We start from the raw sequence: 16,333 nt of genomic DNA, 5'->3' as shown, positions 1-16,333 counted from the left end.
ACCTTCGGTTCGACCTACCTTGCGAAACGTTGTTTCTCATTCGGCAAAAGTAGGCAAAACCATTGTCATACGCAAAACCTGAGGTACGGCAAAAATTAATAATCTTTGCCGTACCTCAAGGCGAAAGCTATGCTTGAGCATGAACTACGCACTTTGTTTGTCTTGCGCTACACCAAAGCTTTAGCCGCTTTGGCTTGCTCAGGTTGCGTATGACTTATTTGTGTATCAAATGCTCAATAAGGTTTAGGTGGTTATACCAACTCAATAATGGTCGCAATACCCATGCCACCACCTACACATAATGTTGCCAAACCACGCTTTTTACCTTGACGCTCTAATTCATCCAGTAACGTTCCGAGAATCATCGCACCCGTCGCACCCAATGGATGCCCCATCGCAATTGCGCCACCATTTACATTAACCTTCTCAGCAGGCACTTTTAATTCCGTCATAAAACGCATCACTACAGATGCAAAAGCTTCATTGACTTCAAATAGATCAATATCGTCAACCGTTAAGCCTGTTTTTGCCAATGCTTTACGAGCAGCAGGTGCAGGCCCTGTCAGCATAATGGTTGGATCCGAACCGACCAATGCTGTCGCCAATACTTTGGCACGTGGTTTTAAACCTTGTTCTTTGACCGCTTTCTCGGAAGCAAGCAATACAAGTGCTGCACCATCGACAATACCCGATGAATTTCCTGCATGATGCACATGGTTAATTTTTTGCGCTTCTGGATATTGTTGTAATGCAATCGCATCAAACCCCATTGCTCCCATCATTTCAAAACTTGGATTGAGCTTTGCTAAACCTTCTGCTGTTGTGGTTGGTTTAATAAATTCATCTTGGTCTAAAATGATCACGCCTGCTTTATCTTTGATGGCGACGACTGATTGATTAAAATAACCTGCAGCTTGCGCCGCCGCCGCTTTACGCTGAGAATTTGCTGCAAAACGATCAACATCTGAACGCGTATAACCATCCAATGTTGCAATTAAATCAGCACCAATCCCTTGCGGAACAAAATGTGATTTTAAATTGGTTTCAGGGTCTAATGCCCATGGCCCACCATCGGAACCCATTGGGATACGTGACATCGACTCTACGCCACCAGCAACAACCACATCCTCCCAACCTGAACGTACTTTTTGAGCCGCCATATTGACTGCTTCTAAACCTGACGCACAAAAGCGATTGATTTGTACACCCGCAACATCATTGTCCCAACCTGCTGCAATTGCCGCAGTTTTCGCAATATCACCGCCTTGATCAGCTATTGGTGTGACACAACCCAAGACTATGTCATCGACTTTAGACGTATCTAAATGATGACGATCTTTGAGTTCATTCAATAATGTGGTCAGCAACGTAATAGGTTTCACTTCATACAATGAACCATCTTTCTTTCCCTTTCCGCGTGGTGTGCGAATGGCATCAATGATATAAGCCTCGCTCATAGCTGTTCCTTTTATCACTTTTAAGTTGTTATGTCCTTGAGTGTACAAATTAATCGCCGTGATGCAATGACTAGAACGGGTCAGGCTAGATGAAGATTTTTGCCAATAGCCTGAGTTTAGGGCATAAAAAAACCCAAGATCGAAATCTTGGGTTTAGCAATGTGCCGAACCGTCGTCAAACTAAAAAATTAGTGATAACCGTGTAGTTGGCGATATAAACCAGGTGTGACGCCTGTCCATTTTTTAAAGGCACGGTGGAAGGTGCTGGTTTCACTAAAGCCCACTTGTTGTGCCACATCTTCCAACGTCAAACCCGGATTTAACAGCAGGTGAATCGCGGCATCACGACGTAATGCATCTTTCACGCCTTGGTAACTTTTACCTTCAGCGGCTAAGCGACGACGCAACGTTTGAGGAGATAAATACAACATGGAAGCCACATCGTTCAGGGTTGGCATTTCCTCACCAATTTGACTTTTCAACACATCACGAATACGTGAAGTGAGGGAGTTGGTGTTTTTAAATTTCACTAACAACTGTGCAGGAGCGGCTTTTAAGAACTCTTCTAACGTTTCTTCATTCTGACGAATTGGTAAGTCCAAATAATCTGCGGCAAAAGTGATTTCTGTACGCGGCATATCGAACTGCATCACAGGTGCGAAGAATAAGGCATCATATTCATCTGCATGTGCAGGACGTTCATAGCCAAAATGTACACGTTCAAGTGGTAAACGACGTTCAATCAACCAAGAAGCAAGACCATGCCAAATCATCAACATACTTTCAGTGATAAAGTGATCTGGGTCCATTGATTTTGGAATCTGGGGAACGAGACGCGCTTCGTGCTTGTCGCGCTCTAATGTCACAGACCATTCATCACCAAAGAGCTTATAAAACTGTGAAGACAGTTCTAAAGCATCCCCTAAGGTCTTGGCATGAATAATCAACTGGCACATGATGGCAAATGTACCTAGACGACGTGGTTGTTTGTCAAAACCAACATGTTCGTCTTGGGTGACCATCCATAACATTTTAACGAAGCGAGTATATTGTTCTGGAGAAATACGGGCTTTAGGCTGACGCAGCAGTTCTGCCTCAATGCCAACGTGAGAAAGTAATGTTTCGACATCCATGCCGAGACGTTTTACGCCAGTTAAAGCCGCATTGACGAAATGGATACTAATGGTATCACGGCTCATATTTAATCCTTCAGTCTCTTTTATATTCACTTGCGTTTGACCTAAATGACGCTAAAAAAATAAGTTTAGGCAATTTACACTAAAGTTTTTTGCCTTTTTACATGTTAAATTGCCGAAATGATCAAGGTAAATGGCTGAACATGACATTGTTTTGTTGCTTTTATATTTCTAAAATAGCTAAAAAATCAACATAAAAAGAGTAAAAAGTAGCATGGATATGGCATTGAAAGGATTGAAAGTTCTCGATTTTTCTACACTTTTACCGGGACCGTTTGCAACAATGTATTTGGCAGACTTAGGTGCAGAAGTGATCCACATCGAGTCTCCAACTCGACCTGATCTGATCCGTTTAATGCCACCTTATGCCAATGGACAGGCCACAGCACACAGTTATCTCAACCGAAATAAGCATTCTGTAGCACTGGATTTAAAAGATCCTGCCAATATTGAACTGATCAAGTCGAAAATTTCAGACTATGACATTGTGATTGAGCAATTCCGCCCGGGGGTAATGCAAAGACTGGGACTTGACTATCAAACTTTATCTGAAATTAATCCGCGCTTGATCTATTGTTCCATTACGGGTTATGGGCAAACAGGTTTATATCAAAATAAAGCAGGGCACGATATCAACTATGTGGCTTTGTCTGGGATCGCAGGACATAGCGGCCGACAGCACAGTGGTCCTCCTCCTTTGGGAATTCAAATTGCGGATATTGCAGGCGGGTCATTACATAGCGTGATAGGAATACTCGCAGCTGTGATCGAAAGGCAGCGTAGTGGCATAGGGCAGTATATTGATATCTCTATGACTGACTGTGTGGTGGGGCTCAGTAGCATGGCTGCAGCGGCGAGCTTAGCAGGACAGGAAAAGCAAGGGCCGGAGCAAAGCTATCTCAATGGTGCGACTTTTTATGACTATTATGAAACGCAAGATGGCCGCTATTTGTCGATTGGGAGTTTAGAGCCACAGTTTTTACACGGACTGGCAGAAATTTTAGAGTTGCCGATTGTGGCTGAAAAAGGCGCCTCACTGGCAACTGACGACCGTCAGGTGGTGAAACAAGCGATAAAAGCCAAGATTAAAACCCAAGATTTTGCTGTATGGAACGCAATTTTTCAGTCACGGGATGTCTGTGTTGAGCCTGTATTGAAGCTGGATGAAGCACTTGATTCGCAACTGGCAAGAGACCGAAAATGGATTGTTGCTGTGCCTTTAGAAGAGGGGAGTACAAAAAGCGAACAACAATTAGCTTGTCCAATCAAGTTTTCACGTTCAAAAATAAGGTATGAATTTATAGGGAAATCTTTGGGTTTTGACTCTTTGTAAATATCATATAGCGATAATTTAACCAGTTTTAAAACAATAATCTAACAAAAACAATGGGTCTTTATACAAATAGCAAGTATCATATCAATTGGTTGTAAAATTGTAAGAAAGGTCACCAATTATGAATAAATGTAATAGAAGTTGGTGTTTAACGGTGAGTTTATTAACACTCAGCTGTTGCCTGCAAACTGTATATGCTGCAAATGCATTCGAGGTACAAAGCCCTTGGATGCTCGGTGATTGGAATGGTCAACGCACCGCATTGCAAGAAAAAGGCTACGATTTTAGCTTTGGTTATACGGGTGAGATGGCAACTTTACTCGATGCTTCACGTTCTTCAAATCATGGTACTGAATATGCAGACCAGTTTGCATTTGGTACGCACTTCGATTTAGACAAAATTTTGGGTTGGCAGGATACTGAGGCTCAAATCACCATTACTGAGCGTAATGGACGTTCACTTTCTCAAACTTCCGATGCTTTAGATGGACATTTAAGTTCTACTCAAGAAGTGTGGGGACGTGGACAAACGTGGCGTTTAACGGATTTGTGGATTAAGAAAAAGTTCATGGATCAAAAGTTGGACATCAAAGTCGGTCGTTTTGGTGAAGGTGAAGACTTCAACAGTTTCGATTGTGATTTCCAGAATCTTGCACTGTGTGGCTCTCAAGTTGGTAACTGGGTCGGTGACCAATGGTACAACTGGCCTGTCAGTCAGTGGGCTGCGCGGGTTAAATACAATATCCGTCCTGAGCTATATGCACAAGTTGGGGTATATGAATATAACCCTGAAAACTTAGAGCGTGGCAAAGGCTGGAACTTAAGTACTGATGGTTCGCATGGCGCGATTCTTCCTGCTGAAGTGGTGTGGCAACCTGCTGTAGGTATAAATAAGTTACCCGGTGAATATCGTGCGGGTTATTACTATAGTTCAGCAGATGCCACAAATATTCAAAACCCGCAGCAAACTTCACATAAACAAGGGGGCTGGGTGGTTGCCAAGCAGCAACTCACAGCACATCACGGTGATGCTGCACGTGGTTTAACAGGCTTTGTAAATCTCACGCTACATGACTCAGACACCAATACGGTTCGCGACATGCAGAACATAGGTTTGGTCTATAAAGGCGCTTTCGATGCACGTCCACAAGATGAAATTGCGATTGGCTTGGGGCGTATTAGCATCAATGATGACGTGAATGAGGCGAATATTGCCAATAACAGCGTTGATGCCCGTGGCTTACAAAGTGAAGAATATGATGCCGAGATTTACTACGGTATTCATGCAGCCAACTGGTTAACCATTCGTCCCAATATCCAATATATCCGCCATGTAGGCGCGTATAAAAATGGTGAAAATGCATGGGTCGGCGGAATTAAATTCCAGACGGCATTTTAGTTTCTAGATCTATAAGTATTTGTCCAACAAGGTTGATAAATACGTTTATGGTTATTCAAAGCATAAAACTGTTTGAAATAAGTCGTTTGGACAGATACTTAAAATCTAAAAACTGTCTAGGTGCTTATATCAATGTTGAAATGATATGAGCTTTTAACAGAATCTAAGAAAAAGGTGGTCAATATGAGTACTCCGTCTTCAGGTTCAGGACTTAAAACTTTTACAGCTGTGATTGCTGTGATCTTTGGTTTAGTCCTGCTGATAGGAGGGATTTATCTTGCAGTGCTTGGTGGGTCTTGGTACTACATCATTGCGGGTTTACTCTTCATCGCGACTGCAGTACTACTGCAAAAATTAAAAAGTACGGCATTAATCGTTTATGCCTTGTTGGTCTTGGGTACAGTGGTGTGGGGCCTTTGGGAAGTGGGTTCTGACTTCTTTGCCTTGGCGCCACGTCTAGATATCCTTGGTTTATTTGGATTATGGTTACTCATTCCAGCGGTCACACGTGGCTTTGATAACGCTAAAGGTGCAAAAATTGCTTTAACAGGTTCATTGGCAATTACCATTGCAGTGATGATCTATGCTGTATTTAATGATCCTCAAGAAATTCGAGGTGAACTGAGCAGCAAGCAACCTGCAACCGCACAGTCCATTCCAGGTGTTGCGGATGGCGACTGGCCTGCTTATGGCCGTACTCAGTCTGGTTTGCGTTATTCTCCTTTAACGCAAATTAACTCTGAGAATGTTAAAGATTTAAAAGTGGCTTGGACCTATAACACAGGTGACTTTAAAACAGAAAATGACTCTGGTGAAACCACCAATCAAGTCACCCCAATTAAAGTTGGGGACAATATGTATATCTGTACCACGCACCAAAAACTGGTTGCCCTCGACCCAGCTACAGGTAAGGCGAAATGGACTTTTGATCCGAAGTTGAAATCGGACAATACTTTCCAACATTTAACCTGTCGTGGCGTGTCTTATTATGATGCGAACAATACAGTTGGTTTTGAAGCCAGCTTGCAACATAAAAAGTCATCGTCTGAGTTGTGCCCACGTAAAGTGATCTTGCCGGTGAATGATGGTCGTTTGGTTGCCATCAATGCTGATACTGGTGAGCGTTGTACGGACTTTGGTAAAAATGGTGAAGTCGACTTACAAAAAGATATGCCATTCCCTTATCCGGGCGGTTATATCCCAACTTCACCACCTGTGGTCACAGGCACGACGATTATTATTGCGGGTTCAACCACAGATAACTATTCAACTGAAGAACCTTCAGGTGTGATTCGTGGTTATGATGTGAATACGGGTGCATTGTTGTGGGTGTTTGATACAGGTGCCGAAGATCCGAACGCGATTCCAGCTCCGGGTCAAAAGTATGTTCAAAACTCACCGAATGCATGGGCACCATTAGCTTATGATGCAGCTTTGGATATCGTTTACATTCCAACGGGTGTAGGTACGCCAGATATTTGGGGTGGTAACCGTACCGAATTACATGAGCGTTATGCCAACTCAATGCTGGCACTGAATGCCTCAACAGGTAAGTTGGTGTGGAATTTCCAAACCACGCATCATGATTTGTGGGATATGGATGTACCATCACAGCCGACATTGACGGACATCAAAGACAAATCGGGGAAAATGGTTCCTGCCATTTACGTGTTAACGAAAACAGGTAATGCCTTTGTTCTAGACCGTCGTACTGGTGCAGCCATTGTTCCAATTACGGAAAAACCTGTACCACAAACAGTGAAACGTGGGCCACAAACCAAAGGTGAGCGTTATTCTGCGACACAACCTTTCTCTGATTTTGATCTTGCACCAAAAGAGAAATTGACGGATAAGCAAATGTGGGGCGCAACCATGTTTGACCAGTTGATGTGCCGTGTGTCTTTCCACAAACTGAACTATGACGGTATTTATACCCCACCTTCAGAAAACGGAACTTTGGTTTTCCCAGGCAACTTGGGTGTATTCGAATGGGGCGGTATGTCTGTTAACCCTGACCGCCAAATTGCGGTGATGAACCCAATCGGTTTGCCGTTTGTGTCTAAGCTTATTCCAGCCGATCCAAACCGTCCGAAAACAGCCAAAGGTGCAGGCACTGAAGCGGGTGTACAACCGATGTATGGTGTGCCTTATGGTGTAGAGATCAGTGCGTTCTTGTCTCCATTTGGCTTACCATGTAAACAGCCTGCTTGGGGCTTTGTGGCAGGTGTGGATTTAAATACTCATGAAGTTGCATGGAAACGTCGTATTGGTACGATCCGCGACAGCTTACCAGGGATTCAATTGCCACCATTTAAAATGGGCGTGCCTATGCTTGGTGGTTCAATCTCAACTGCGGGTAATGTGATGTTTGTCGGTGGTACGCAGGATAATTATATCCGTGCCATCAACGTGACCAATGGTGATGAACTTTGGAAAGGTCGTTTACCAGCGGGTGGTCAAGCCACACCAATGACCTATGAAGCCAATGGCAAACAGTATGTGGTCATTATGGCGGGTGGTCATGGTTCATTTGGCACCAAGATGGGAGATGCTTTGGTGGCGTATGCCTTACCAGATGCAAAATAATTTGCTGTAGTCATTTAAACTTTCAAATAGCCTGATTCGTCAGGCTATTTTTATGTGCAGTCAGTTGAAAAGGGCAAAGTAAGAACGAGGAAGAAATAGAAAAATTGAGATCTGCCCAGAAAGCCGGGTTTAAAATTTACGCAGTAGCAATGGATGGGCTAGCGTGTATATGATAGCCTGAATGAGGTTAGCTGAATAATGTATAAGTATCTAATAAAAAATACTTTAATCAGAAAAAACCTTTAGGATTAGGGACAAACAGCACATCTACTTATCCTTATCAATAAAACAGCTATGAAATATGTAAAAAACGCATTTTGTTGATAGTTTAAATCTCGTTATGCTGTCAGCCGTTATAATGAAACTACTAGCTGTACGCCATGTATTTATATACTGATTTCGATCAGCAACTGATCAATGAACGTGTTGCACAGTTCCGTGACCAAACGGAACGTTATTTAGCTGGAAAACTCACTGAAGATGAGTACCGCCCATTACGTCTTCAAAACGGTCTCTATGTACAACGCTATGCGCCAATGTTACGTATTGCTGTGCCTTATGGCTTAATGAACTCAACGCAATTGCGCAAAGTTGCAGAACTTGCAACTGAGTTTGACCGTGGTTATGCACACGTTTCAACCCGTCAGAATATTCAGTTTAACTGGCCTGCGCTAGAAAATGTTCCAGACATGCTTCAAGAGCTTGCTTCGGTACAAATGCATGCGATCCAAACTTCGGGTAACTGTATTCGTAACACGACTACAGACCAATATGCAGGTGTGGTTGCTGGTGAAGTAGCTGACCCACGTCCTACCTGTGAATTGATCCGTCAATGGTCAACCTTCCACCCAGAATTTGCTTTCTTGCCACGTAAGTTCAAGATTGCTGTATCAGCACTTGAAGAAACCGATCGTGCAGCGACCTCATTCCATGATATTGGGGTGTATATCGTTAAAAATGCAGCGGGTGAGATCGGCTATAAAATTAAAGTTGGTGGTGGCTTAGGTCGTACCCCTGTAATTGGTAGTTTCATTCGTGATTTCTTGCCACGTGAAGACCTGATTGCTTATTTAGAAGCCGTACTACGTGTTTATAACTTACACGGTCGCCGTGATAACAAATACAAAGCACGTATTAAAATTTTGGTGAAAGCGTTAACGCCTCAAGTCTTTGCTGAAAAAGTTGAAGCTGAGTTTGCGCATACCATTAAAACTTTAAAGATTCAGCCTGAAATTTTGCAGAAATTAGACGAAGAATTTATACCGTTTGATTATCAAGATTATGCCGATGAAGATTTTTCTGAACAGTTTGCTGCGCATCCAAAATTCAAACAGTGGTTCAATATCAATACCAATGCACATAAAGTGAAGGGCTATCGTATTGTAACGATTTCGTTGAAACGTACGGGTATTGCACCGGGTGACGTGACCACGGAAGAAATGAATTTGATTGCAGATCTTGCAGACAAATACACCTTTGGTGAATTGCGGACCACGCATGAGCAAAATATTTCTTTGGTCGATGTGCCTCAGAAAGATTTGTTTGAGCTTTGGACTATTCTTGAGAAAAACAATCTAGCACGTGCACACATTGGTTTCTTAACAGATATTATCTGCTGCCCAGGCGGTGACTTCTGTTCATTGGCAAATGCAAAATCAATTCCTATTTCAGAAGCGATTTCACGACGTTTTGATGACTTAGATACCATTTATAACCTTGGCAAACTGGATCTGAATATTTCAGGTTGTATGAATGCATGTGGTCATCACCATGTGGGCAACATTGGTATTTTAGGTGTAGACAAAAAAGGTGCTGAGTTCTACCAAATCACTTTGGGTGGTAATGCAGACCATGATGCTTCAATTGGTGACATCTTAGGCCCATCATTTGCAGCTGACGTGGTACCAGACATCGTTGAAGAAATTTTAAATACCTATCTTGACCTTCGAAATGAGGGTGAAGAATTCATTGAAACTTATCGCCGTGTGGGCATCCAACCCTTTAAGGAGCGTGCATATGCTTAATACAGCACTACAAGTCCTCTCTAAAGATGGCACGATTGCCGACAACACTTACCAAGTGATTGGTGAAGATGGTGTTTTACCACAAGGTGATGTGGTTTTAACGGTTGAGCAGTTAGATCAATTGGCTCAAGTTTCGGGTAAAAAAGCACTACTGGTGACAGTCGATGCTTCACCTGAAACGCATGAGTTCCCTTTAGATCAGCTAGATGCCATATTTATTGATTTTTCTGGTTTTAACGATGGTCGTGGCTATTCATTTGCAGCGCTATTACGCCGTCAAGGTTTCCAAGGCGAACTACGCGCAACAGGTGATGTGTTTAAAGATGTCTTGAACTACATGAAACGTTCAGGCTTTGATACCTTTGTTGTTAAAGAAGGCAAAGACATTCTTGAAGCAGCAGCGGGTTTAAATGATTTTAGAAATCCGTATCAAGCATCAACAGCCGTTGCTCAAGCCAGTTATCAAACAGGCGCTTAAATTTTTAGGCAAGCATTGAAAAGCTGGACTTTAGTCCAGCTTTTTTGTATTTATACGCAGCATTTTTGATGAACAAATTGAAGAAAAAAAGCAGGAAAATTTGACATGATGGCACTCTTTGCAAAGATTAATCCTGGTGTTATTTGGCTACTCATCGCTATTGCTACAGATGTGCTTTCGACTTTTTACTCTGCAAAAGGCAATGGCTTGGTCAATAAATTGGATCAAGGCATTGCACTAGTGCTGTACATGATTTCTTTTGCATGCGCTGCCTATGCTTTAAAATTTATGCAAGCAGGCATTTTATATGTGCTGTGGTCTGGTATTGGTGTCATCGCCACTGCACTACTGGCCAAGACATTTTTAGGACAAAACATAGATCTAGCAGGATGGCTTGGTATCGGTTTTATTACTGTTGGGCTCACTATTATTGCGCAATTTTCCAATATTGATGTTTGATAATCGACAGTGAATGACAGCTATTTCATAATTTGTTATAAAAATAAAATTCTTTCATTAAAAAATAAAATGTTAAACTTTTTAAAAAAGCTCTTTGGTTTGTCTGAGCAACATATAAATGCATCTAATGTATTTGAAAAGCAGTCCGTTGAATGTTTAGAAGAACAATCTTCTTATGTAATTATGCCAAAAATAAAAAATGAAAATCTTGAAGAAAGTTCTTTAGATGAATTGCTTTGGCAGCTTAGAAGTTATGATGGGTATATACGTCAGAGTACATTAGAACAACTGCAAGACTGTTATGAGACTGCACTTTTTCCAGCTTTATTATTTCGGTTAAGTGACTATGTTCCAATTAACCAAAAGTTGGCAGCTGCACACTTGCAACGGTGGAGTGAAAGGTCTGAATTTAGTCGGCTTTGTGTTGATTATTTTTTAGATATTGCGGCGATACAAAAACGAATACGCGTTGTTACTGAAGTTGAAGAATTATTATTGAAAGAGGTTGCTAATAATAAAAGTTATTTGCAAGACACCTTGATTTCATTACAAGGAGAACTTCCTCGTATTTTGTTGGTTTATATCAAAAAATACCAATGGGTTGAACAGGATTACTTGATTGAATTATGCAAAGTTGCGAAAGACCAAATAGTCCGTAAATTTTGGCTTGATTTTATTATTGAAACTCAATCAAATCAGGAACTTTGGGTTGAACTCCAGACTTCAAAATTTCGAGATGTGCAGTATCGTTTATTTGATGTCTTGTATCATAGAGGTGTTTTAACAACGGATGATTTAATTAAGCTTTGGCACAGTCATTATTTATCTATAATGGATTATGCATATTTTGCTTTAAGGCAATGTCAATTTGATTTTAAAGAATATTTTACTCAATATTCTATTGATAGTTTAAACCGACAACAGCTGAAAATTAGAGCTTTTCAATGGATTCTATGGAAAGGTGATTTACCTCATTTTTTTCATATTATTGAAAAAATGGAATCTCAAAAAGTTGCAAATGCATTGGTCTTATTTGCATTGAAACAAAAAAATATCAAACTAAATCAATATTTAGAATATTTTCATTCTACTCAACAAATAGTGTCACCATCTCAATTTATTAAAGCAAAAGGATATTGTGATACCCAGCCTACTTTAGATGAATTAAAACAGTATTTATGCTTAGTCGAAGGAAGTTTGTCATTTCAGCAAAAATTAGACTTAACGCAAGGTTATAGTTTATGGGATCAGCTTTATTGGTTTGTTACGCAGCAAAAATTTATAGAAACTGAGAAAGATCAGCAGAGCTTTTACTATCATTTACGGTGTCGTCTACAATTTCTTAGTTATGAAACCTATCCACCGAGATGGACTGTACTTCAGAAAAATGAAGTGAAACAACATTTACCAACTTTTATGAAACAATACCCTGAGATTTTTGAAGATATTGGAGTTCGTAAAATATTAGAAAACATATAAATAGAGAAATAATAATGCAATATCAATTTGAGATTGCATTATTACAAATATGCAATTATCCATCTAGTTGGCAATTCACCATCCATTTAATTCCAAACTGATCAGTAAATGCGCCATAGAGTGCACCCCAAAAGGTTTTCTCTAGAGGCATCTCTATTTTTCCATTGATTGAAAGTGCATCAAATAAACGTTTTGCATCGGCTTGCTCATGGGCTTCCAAATTGATCGAAATATAATGGTTATTACCTACTGTAAATACAGTATTGCTTTGAGCACAAAACTGATCATTCGTGTCGGATGCCATAAGCACTGTTGTTTCGTTAATCGGTAATGAAACATGCATGATTTTTTGTTGCTCAGCTTCGGAAAGGGTGACTGAACTTTCATCTGAAGGTAAATCTCCATAACGCATGAAGGTTGCAAACTCTCCACCAAAGACAGATTTGTAAAAATTAAAAGCGGCTTCGGTTTGACCGTCAAAGTTGAGGTAGTGATTCAGTTGCATTGTCTTATCCTTATTGTTTTTTTCGTCGTTATTTTAACAAGTCGTTGAGATCGACCGTAATAGAATCTTGTAATAGAAAATCCCCCGAAGTCGAGGGATTCTCATAAATATCGCTTTTATATCAGCTAATCATCCAATCTTTTATTGTATAAAATATGTCAATAAAAGAAGGTTGCTTGCATCTTAAAGTAATTCAATCGCGACAGCAGTCGCTTCACCGCCGCCGATGCATAGTGCTGCAATCCCTTTTTGACCACCTGTGCGTTTAAGTGCATGAATTAAAGTGAGGATAATACGTGAGCCTGTTGAACCGACAGGATGACCCAGTGCGCAAGCTCCACCATTGATGTTCACTTTTGCAGGATCAAGCTTGAAGTCATCTATTGGACACATGGTCACCATTGCAAAAGCTTCATTGATTTCCCAAAGGTCGACCTCTTGTGCATCCCACCCCGTTTTTTTCAATACTTTTTCAATTGCACCAACGGGTGCAATGGTAAACTCTGATGGATGTTGTGAATTCGAAGCATAAGCCACAATTTTAGCTAATGGGGCTAAACCTTTGTTCGATGCATTTTCTGCTGAAGTTAAAACCAATGCTGATGCACCATCCGAGATTGAACTTGCATTTGCCGCAGTGATGGTGCCGTCTTTAGCAAAAGCAGGGCGAAGGCTTGGAATTTTTGCAATGTTGGCATTGAACGGTTGTTCATCTTTATCAATGACAACATCCCCTTTACGGGTTGCTACAGTCACAGGCACAATTTCATCGGCAAAGTAACCTTCGTTGACTGCTGTTTGTGCGCGCTCTAAAGAGCGAATCGCGAAGGCATCCATTTGCTCACGCGTATAGCCACGAGTATTGGCCATATCTTGTGCAAAAGAACCCATCAAACGGCCTGTTTCAGCATCTTCTAAACCATCAAGGAACATGTGGTCTTTGACATCGCCATGTCCCATACGGTAGCCCGCACGCGCTTTGGTTAAAATATAAGGTGCATTTGTCATCGACTCCATGCCACCTGCAACAACAATATTTGCAGAACCAGCTTTGATCATGTCCGCCGCTTGCATAACTGCTTTCATACCAGAACCACAGAGCTTATTAATGGTTACGGCACCTGTTGAATCAGGTAAACCAGCTTGGCGCATAGCTTGGCGTGCTGGACCTTGCTTTAAACCGGCAGGTAGAACACAGCCCATAATGACTTCTTCTACATCGTTTGCTTGTAAGCCTGCTCGAGCAATCGCTTCTTTGATGGTCACAGCACCGAGTTCAGGCGCAGTTACGCTTGCTAAACTGCCTTGAAAACCACCCATTGCGGTACGTGCACCATTTACAATCACGATGTCTGTCATTTTCTTCTCCGAAATCACTTATCTGTTTTGTTGGAAACTTAAGCAGTATATGCAAATTTTTTAGAGTGAAAAGCTGAAAACGTGATTATGGACTCATGGGTCTAGTTACAGGTATTGAGTGGTTCGGCTCGGAGCTGTCCCATTTTGCTCATGACTAGTTTAAAATGATCTGAGCTTTGCAAAGAGCAATAATAAAAAGTTCCATTTGAGCCGAGAGGGAGACCATTTTCAGCTTTAAAGCTTAAGGATGGAAGGTTGAGTGTGCCTCGCCAATCAAGATTGCCATATTTGAGCTGTTGCTGTTCTGTCCGAATAATGGTTTCGGTGGGATCTACTCGTCGGTTTTTATTATTATCGATAAATACAATAAAGCCTGTGTTCCATTGATGATTCTGGCATTGAACGAGGTCTTGACTTGGACAAATGGTGATATTTTGATGTTGTAAGTTGGCTATATTCTTGGCAGCCTGAATACTATTTCTTAATATATTCAGCGTCTTGCTTCGCTCTTGAGAGGCCATGTGTTGATGAAAATATGGCAGGGCGAGTGTGCAAATGATGGCAAGAATAGTGATGGTAATCACAAGTTCAAACAAAGTTATCCCTTTTTTATTGATATAAAACATGTATTTATCCGTATTTTTTATTTTAAGATTATTTTTTATTTATTAAAGCTTTGTTTATCAAACAAATTTTATACATAATTAGTAGTACTCAACTTGTTCAAAAAGCTGTTAAAATGTATGACAAGTGAAAATAAGCGATTCGCAACTAAAAATTGAGTAAAAAATTACCGAATTACAACGGAAATTGTAAGTAATTTTGTCAATAATTTACTTGATTAAAGTTATCAAGCACTTGGAAAAAAAATAAAGTGTTTGTATGATTCATTGCGAATAGCTTAAAAATAAAACTGGGGTATAAAAAAACCTATCTCAGAATGGTTAAATAATTTTAAGCTTAGCTTGAAAAACAATTGTTATCTCTGGAGGATAAATCCATGAAAATGAGTCGTATTGCATTAGCAATGCTCGTAGCTGCTCCTTTAGCTGCTGCAAACGCGGGCGTAACTGTTACTCCATTAATGCTTGGTTACACTTTCCAAGACAGTCAGCACAACAACGGAGTTGACCACTTAACTTCAGGTCCTGAACTTCAAGACGATTTATTCGTTGGTGCTGCTCTAGGCGTTGAATTGACTCCATGGTTAGGTTTCGAAGCTGAATACAACCAAGTTAAAGGTGATGTAGACGGTTTAGCTGCTGGCGCTGAATACAAGCAAACTCAAATCAATGGTAACTTCTATGCTACTTCTGATTTGATTACTAAAAACTACGACAGCAAAATTAAGCCGTATGTACTTTTAGGTGCTGGTCACTATAAATATGACATCGATGGTATTGCTAAAGACGAAGAAGGTACTTTAGGTAATGCTGGTCTTGGTGCTTTCTGGCGCTTAAACGACGCTTTATCTCTACGTACTGAAGCTCGTGCTACTTACAACATTGATGAAGATTTCTGGAACTACACAGCACTTGCTGGTCTTAACGTAGTTCTTGGTGGTCACTTGAAGCCTGCTGCTCCTGTAGTAGAAGTTGCTCCAGTTGAGCCTGTTGCTCCAGTTGAACCACAAGAGTTAACTGAAGACCTTAACATGGAACTTCGTGTGTTCTTTGATACAAACAAATCAAACATCAAAGACCAATACAAACCAGAAATCGCTAAAGTTGCTGAGAAGTTAGTTGAATATCCAAACGCTACTGCTCGCATCGAAGGTCACACAGACAACACTGGTCCACGTGCATTGAACGAACGTTTATCTTTAGCTCGTGCTAACTCTGTTAAATCGTCTCTAGTAAACGAATACAACGTTGACCCAGCTCGTTTGTCTACTCAAGGTTTCGCTTGGGACCAACCGATTGCTGACAACAATACTAAAGAAGGCCGTGCTATGAACCGTCGTGTATTCGCGACAATTTCTGGCAGCCGTACAGTTCAAGCTCAATAATTTGAGTCTTAACTAATAAAAAAACGACTCTTCGGAGTCGTGTTTTTTTT

General features: G+C 40.9%; 13 protein-coding genes. 8 read left to right on the top strand and 5 right to left on the bottom strand.

Annotated elements, in window-relative coordinates; all coding sequences use genetic code 11:
* Window positions 1-251: 251 nt before the first annotated feature.
* Together ACE01U_RS15560 and ACE01U_RS15555 are read right to left on the bottom strand one after the other, a co-directional pair.
* Window positions 252-1,457, bottom strand: a complete 1,206-nt coding sequence (locus ACE01U_RS15560) for an acetyl-CoA C-acetyltransferase (RefSeq protein WP_395579887.1) — start codon at window positions 1,455-1,457, stop codon at window positions 252-254.
* Window positions 1,458-1,645: 188 nt separating this feature from the next.
* Window positions 1,646-2,656 carry an AraC family transcriptional regulator gene (locus tag ACE01U_RS15555; RefSeq protein WP_086208841.1) on the bottom strand — a complete coding sequence of 337 codons (1,011 nt, stop codon included), beginning with the start codon at window positions 2,654-2,656 and terminating at the stop codon, window positions 1,646-1,648.
* A gap of 211 nt (window positions 2,657-2,867) precedes the next feature.
* On the opposite strand from ACE01U_RS15555, the gene ACE01U_RS15550 reads away from it, so the two are divergent.
* The 7 genes from ACE01U_RS15550 to ACE01U_RS15520 all read left to right on the top strand — a co-directional run bounded on the left by ACE01U_RS15550 (window position 2,868) and on the right by ACE01U_RS15520 (window position 12,411).
* Entirely contained in the window at window positions 2,868-3,986 is a 1,119-nt protein-coding gene (locus ACE01U_RS15550; RefSeq protein ID WP_086208840.1) for a CaiB/BaiF CoA transferase family protein, read from the top strand.
* Window positions 3,987-4,107: 121 nt separating this feature from the next.
* Window positions 4,108-5,385, top strand: coding sequence for a carbohydrate porin (locus ACE01U_RS15545; RefSeq protein WP_395579886.1), 1,278 nt, complete (start codon window positions 4,108-4,110; stop codon window positions 5,383-5,385).
* Window positions 5,386-5,568: 183 nt separating this feature from the next.
* Window positions 5,569-7,971 (top strand): glucose/quinate/shikimate family membrane-bound PQQ-dependent dehydrogenase, encoded by a 2,403-nt coding sequence (locus ACE01U_RS15540; protein WP_151707140.1) that lies wholly within the window; start codon window positions 5,569-5,571, stop codon window positions 7,969-7,971.
* A 380-nt stretch (window positions 7,972-8,351) separates the two neighbouring features.
* The gene (locus ACE01U_RS15535) at window positions 8,352-9,995 is read left to right on the top strand and encodes a nitrite/sulfite reductase (RefSeq protein ID WP_395579885.1); all 1,644 of its coding nucleotides are present in this window, start codon (window positions 8,352-8,354) and stop codon (window positions 9,993-9,995) included.
* Window positions 9,988-10,473 carry a DUF934 domain-containing protein gene (locus ACE01U_RS15530; RefSeq protein ID WP_395579884.1) on the top strand — a complete coding sequence of 162 codons (486 nt, stop codon included), beginning with the start codon at window positions 9,988-9,990 and terminating at the stop codon, window positions 10,471-10,473. Before ACE01U_RS15535 ends, ACE01U_RS15530 begins: the two co-directional genes overlap by 8 nt.
* 105 nt (window positions 10,474-10,578) lie before the next feature.
* Window positions 10,579-10,932, top strand: coding sequence for a DMT family transporter (locus ACE01U_RS15525; protein ID WP_087528269.1), 354 nt, complete (start codon window positions 10,579-10,581; stop codon window positions 10,930-10,932).
* Window positions 10,933-10,941: 9 nt separating this feature from the next.
* A complete protein-coding gene (locus tag ACE01U_RS15520; RefSeq protein ID WP_395579883.1) occupies window positions 10,942-12,411 on the top strand; it encodes a hypothetical protein in 1,470 nt (489 codons plus the stop codon).
* 55 nt (window positions 12,412-12,466) lie between these two features.
* Here ACE01U_RS15520 and ACE01U_RS15515 read toward each other — a convergent pair whose 3' ends face one another.
* The 3 genes from ACE01U_RS15515 to ACE01U_RS15505 form a co-directional block, all read right to left on the bottom strand.
* Window positions 12,467-12,916: a VOC family protein gene (locus ACE01U_RS15515; protein WP_110973888.1), complete on the bottom strand. Its 450-nt coding sequence runs from the start codon at window positions 12,914-12,916 to the stop codon at window positions 12,467-12,469.
* 183 nt (window positions 12,917-13,099) lie between these two features.
* A complete protein-coding gene (locus ACE01U_RS15510) occupies window positions 13,100-14,275 on the bottom strand; it encodes a thiolase family protein (RefSeq protein ID WP_119063710.1) in 1,176 nt (391 codons plus the stop codon).
* 101 nt (window positions 14,276-14,376) lie between these two features.
* Window positions 14,377-14,901, bottom strand: a complete 525-nt coding sequence (locus ACE01U_RS15505; protein ID WP_086208832.1) for a GspH/FimT family pseudopilin — start codon at window positions 14,899-14,901, stop codon at window positions 14,377-14,379.
* 374 nt (window positions 14,902-15,275) lie between these two features.
* On the opposite strand from ACE01U_RS15505, the gene omp38 reads away from it, so the two are divergent.
* Complete coding sequence (gene omp38, locus ACE01U_RS15500; protein WP_086208831.1) at window positions 15,276-16,283, top strand: outer membrane protein Omp38; 1,008 nt, start codon at window positions 15,276-15,278, stop codon at window positions 16,281-16,283.
* Window positions 16,284-16,333 lie beyond the last annotated feature (50 nt).

Origin of the sequence: Acinetobacter halobius (assembly GCF_044130335.1) — a bacterium.
Taxonomy (GTDB): Bacteria; Pseudomonadota; Gammaproteobacteria; order Pseudomonadales; family Moraxellaceae; genus Acinetobacter.
This window is presented reverse-complemented; position numbering and strand designations above follow the sequence as displayed.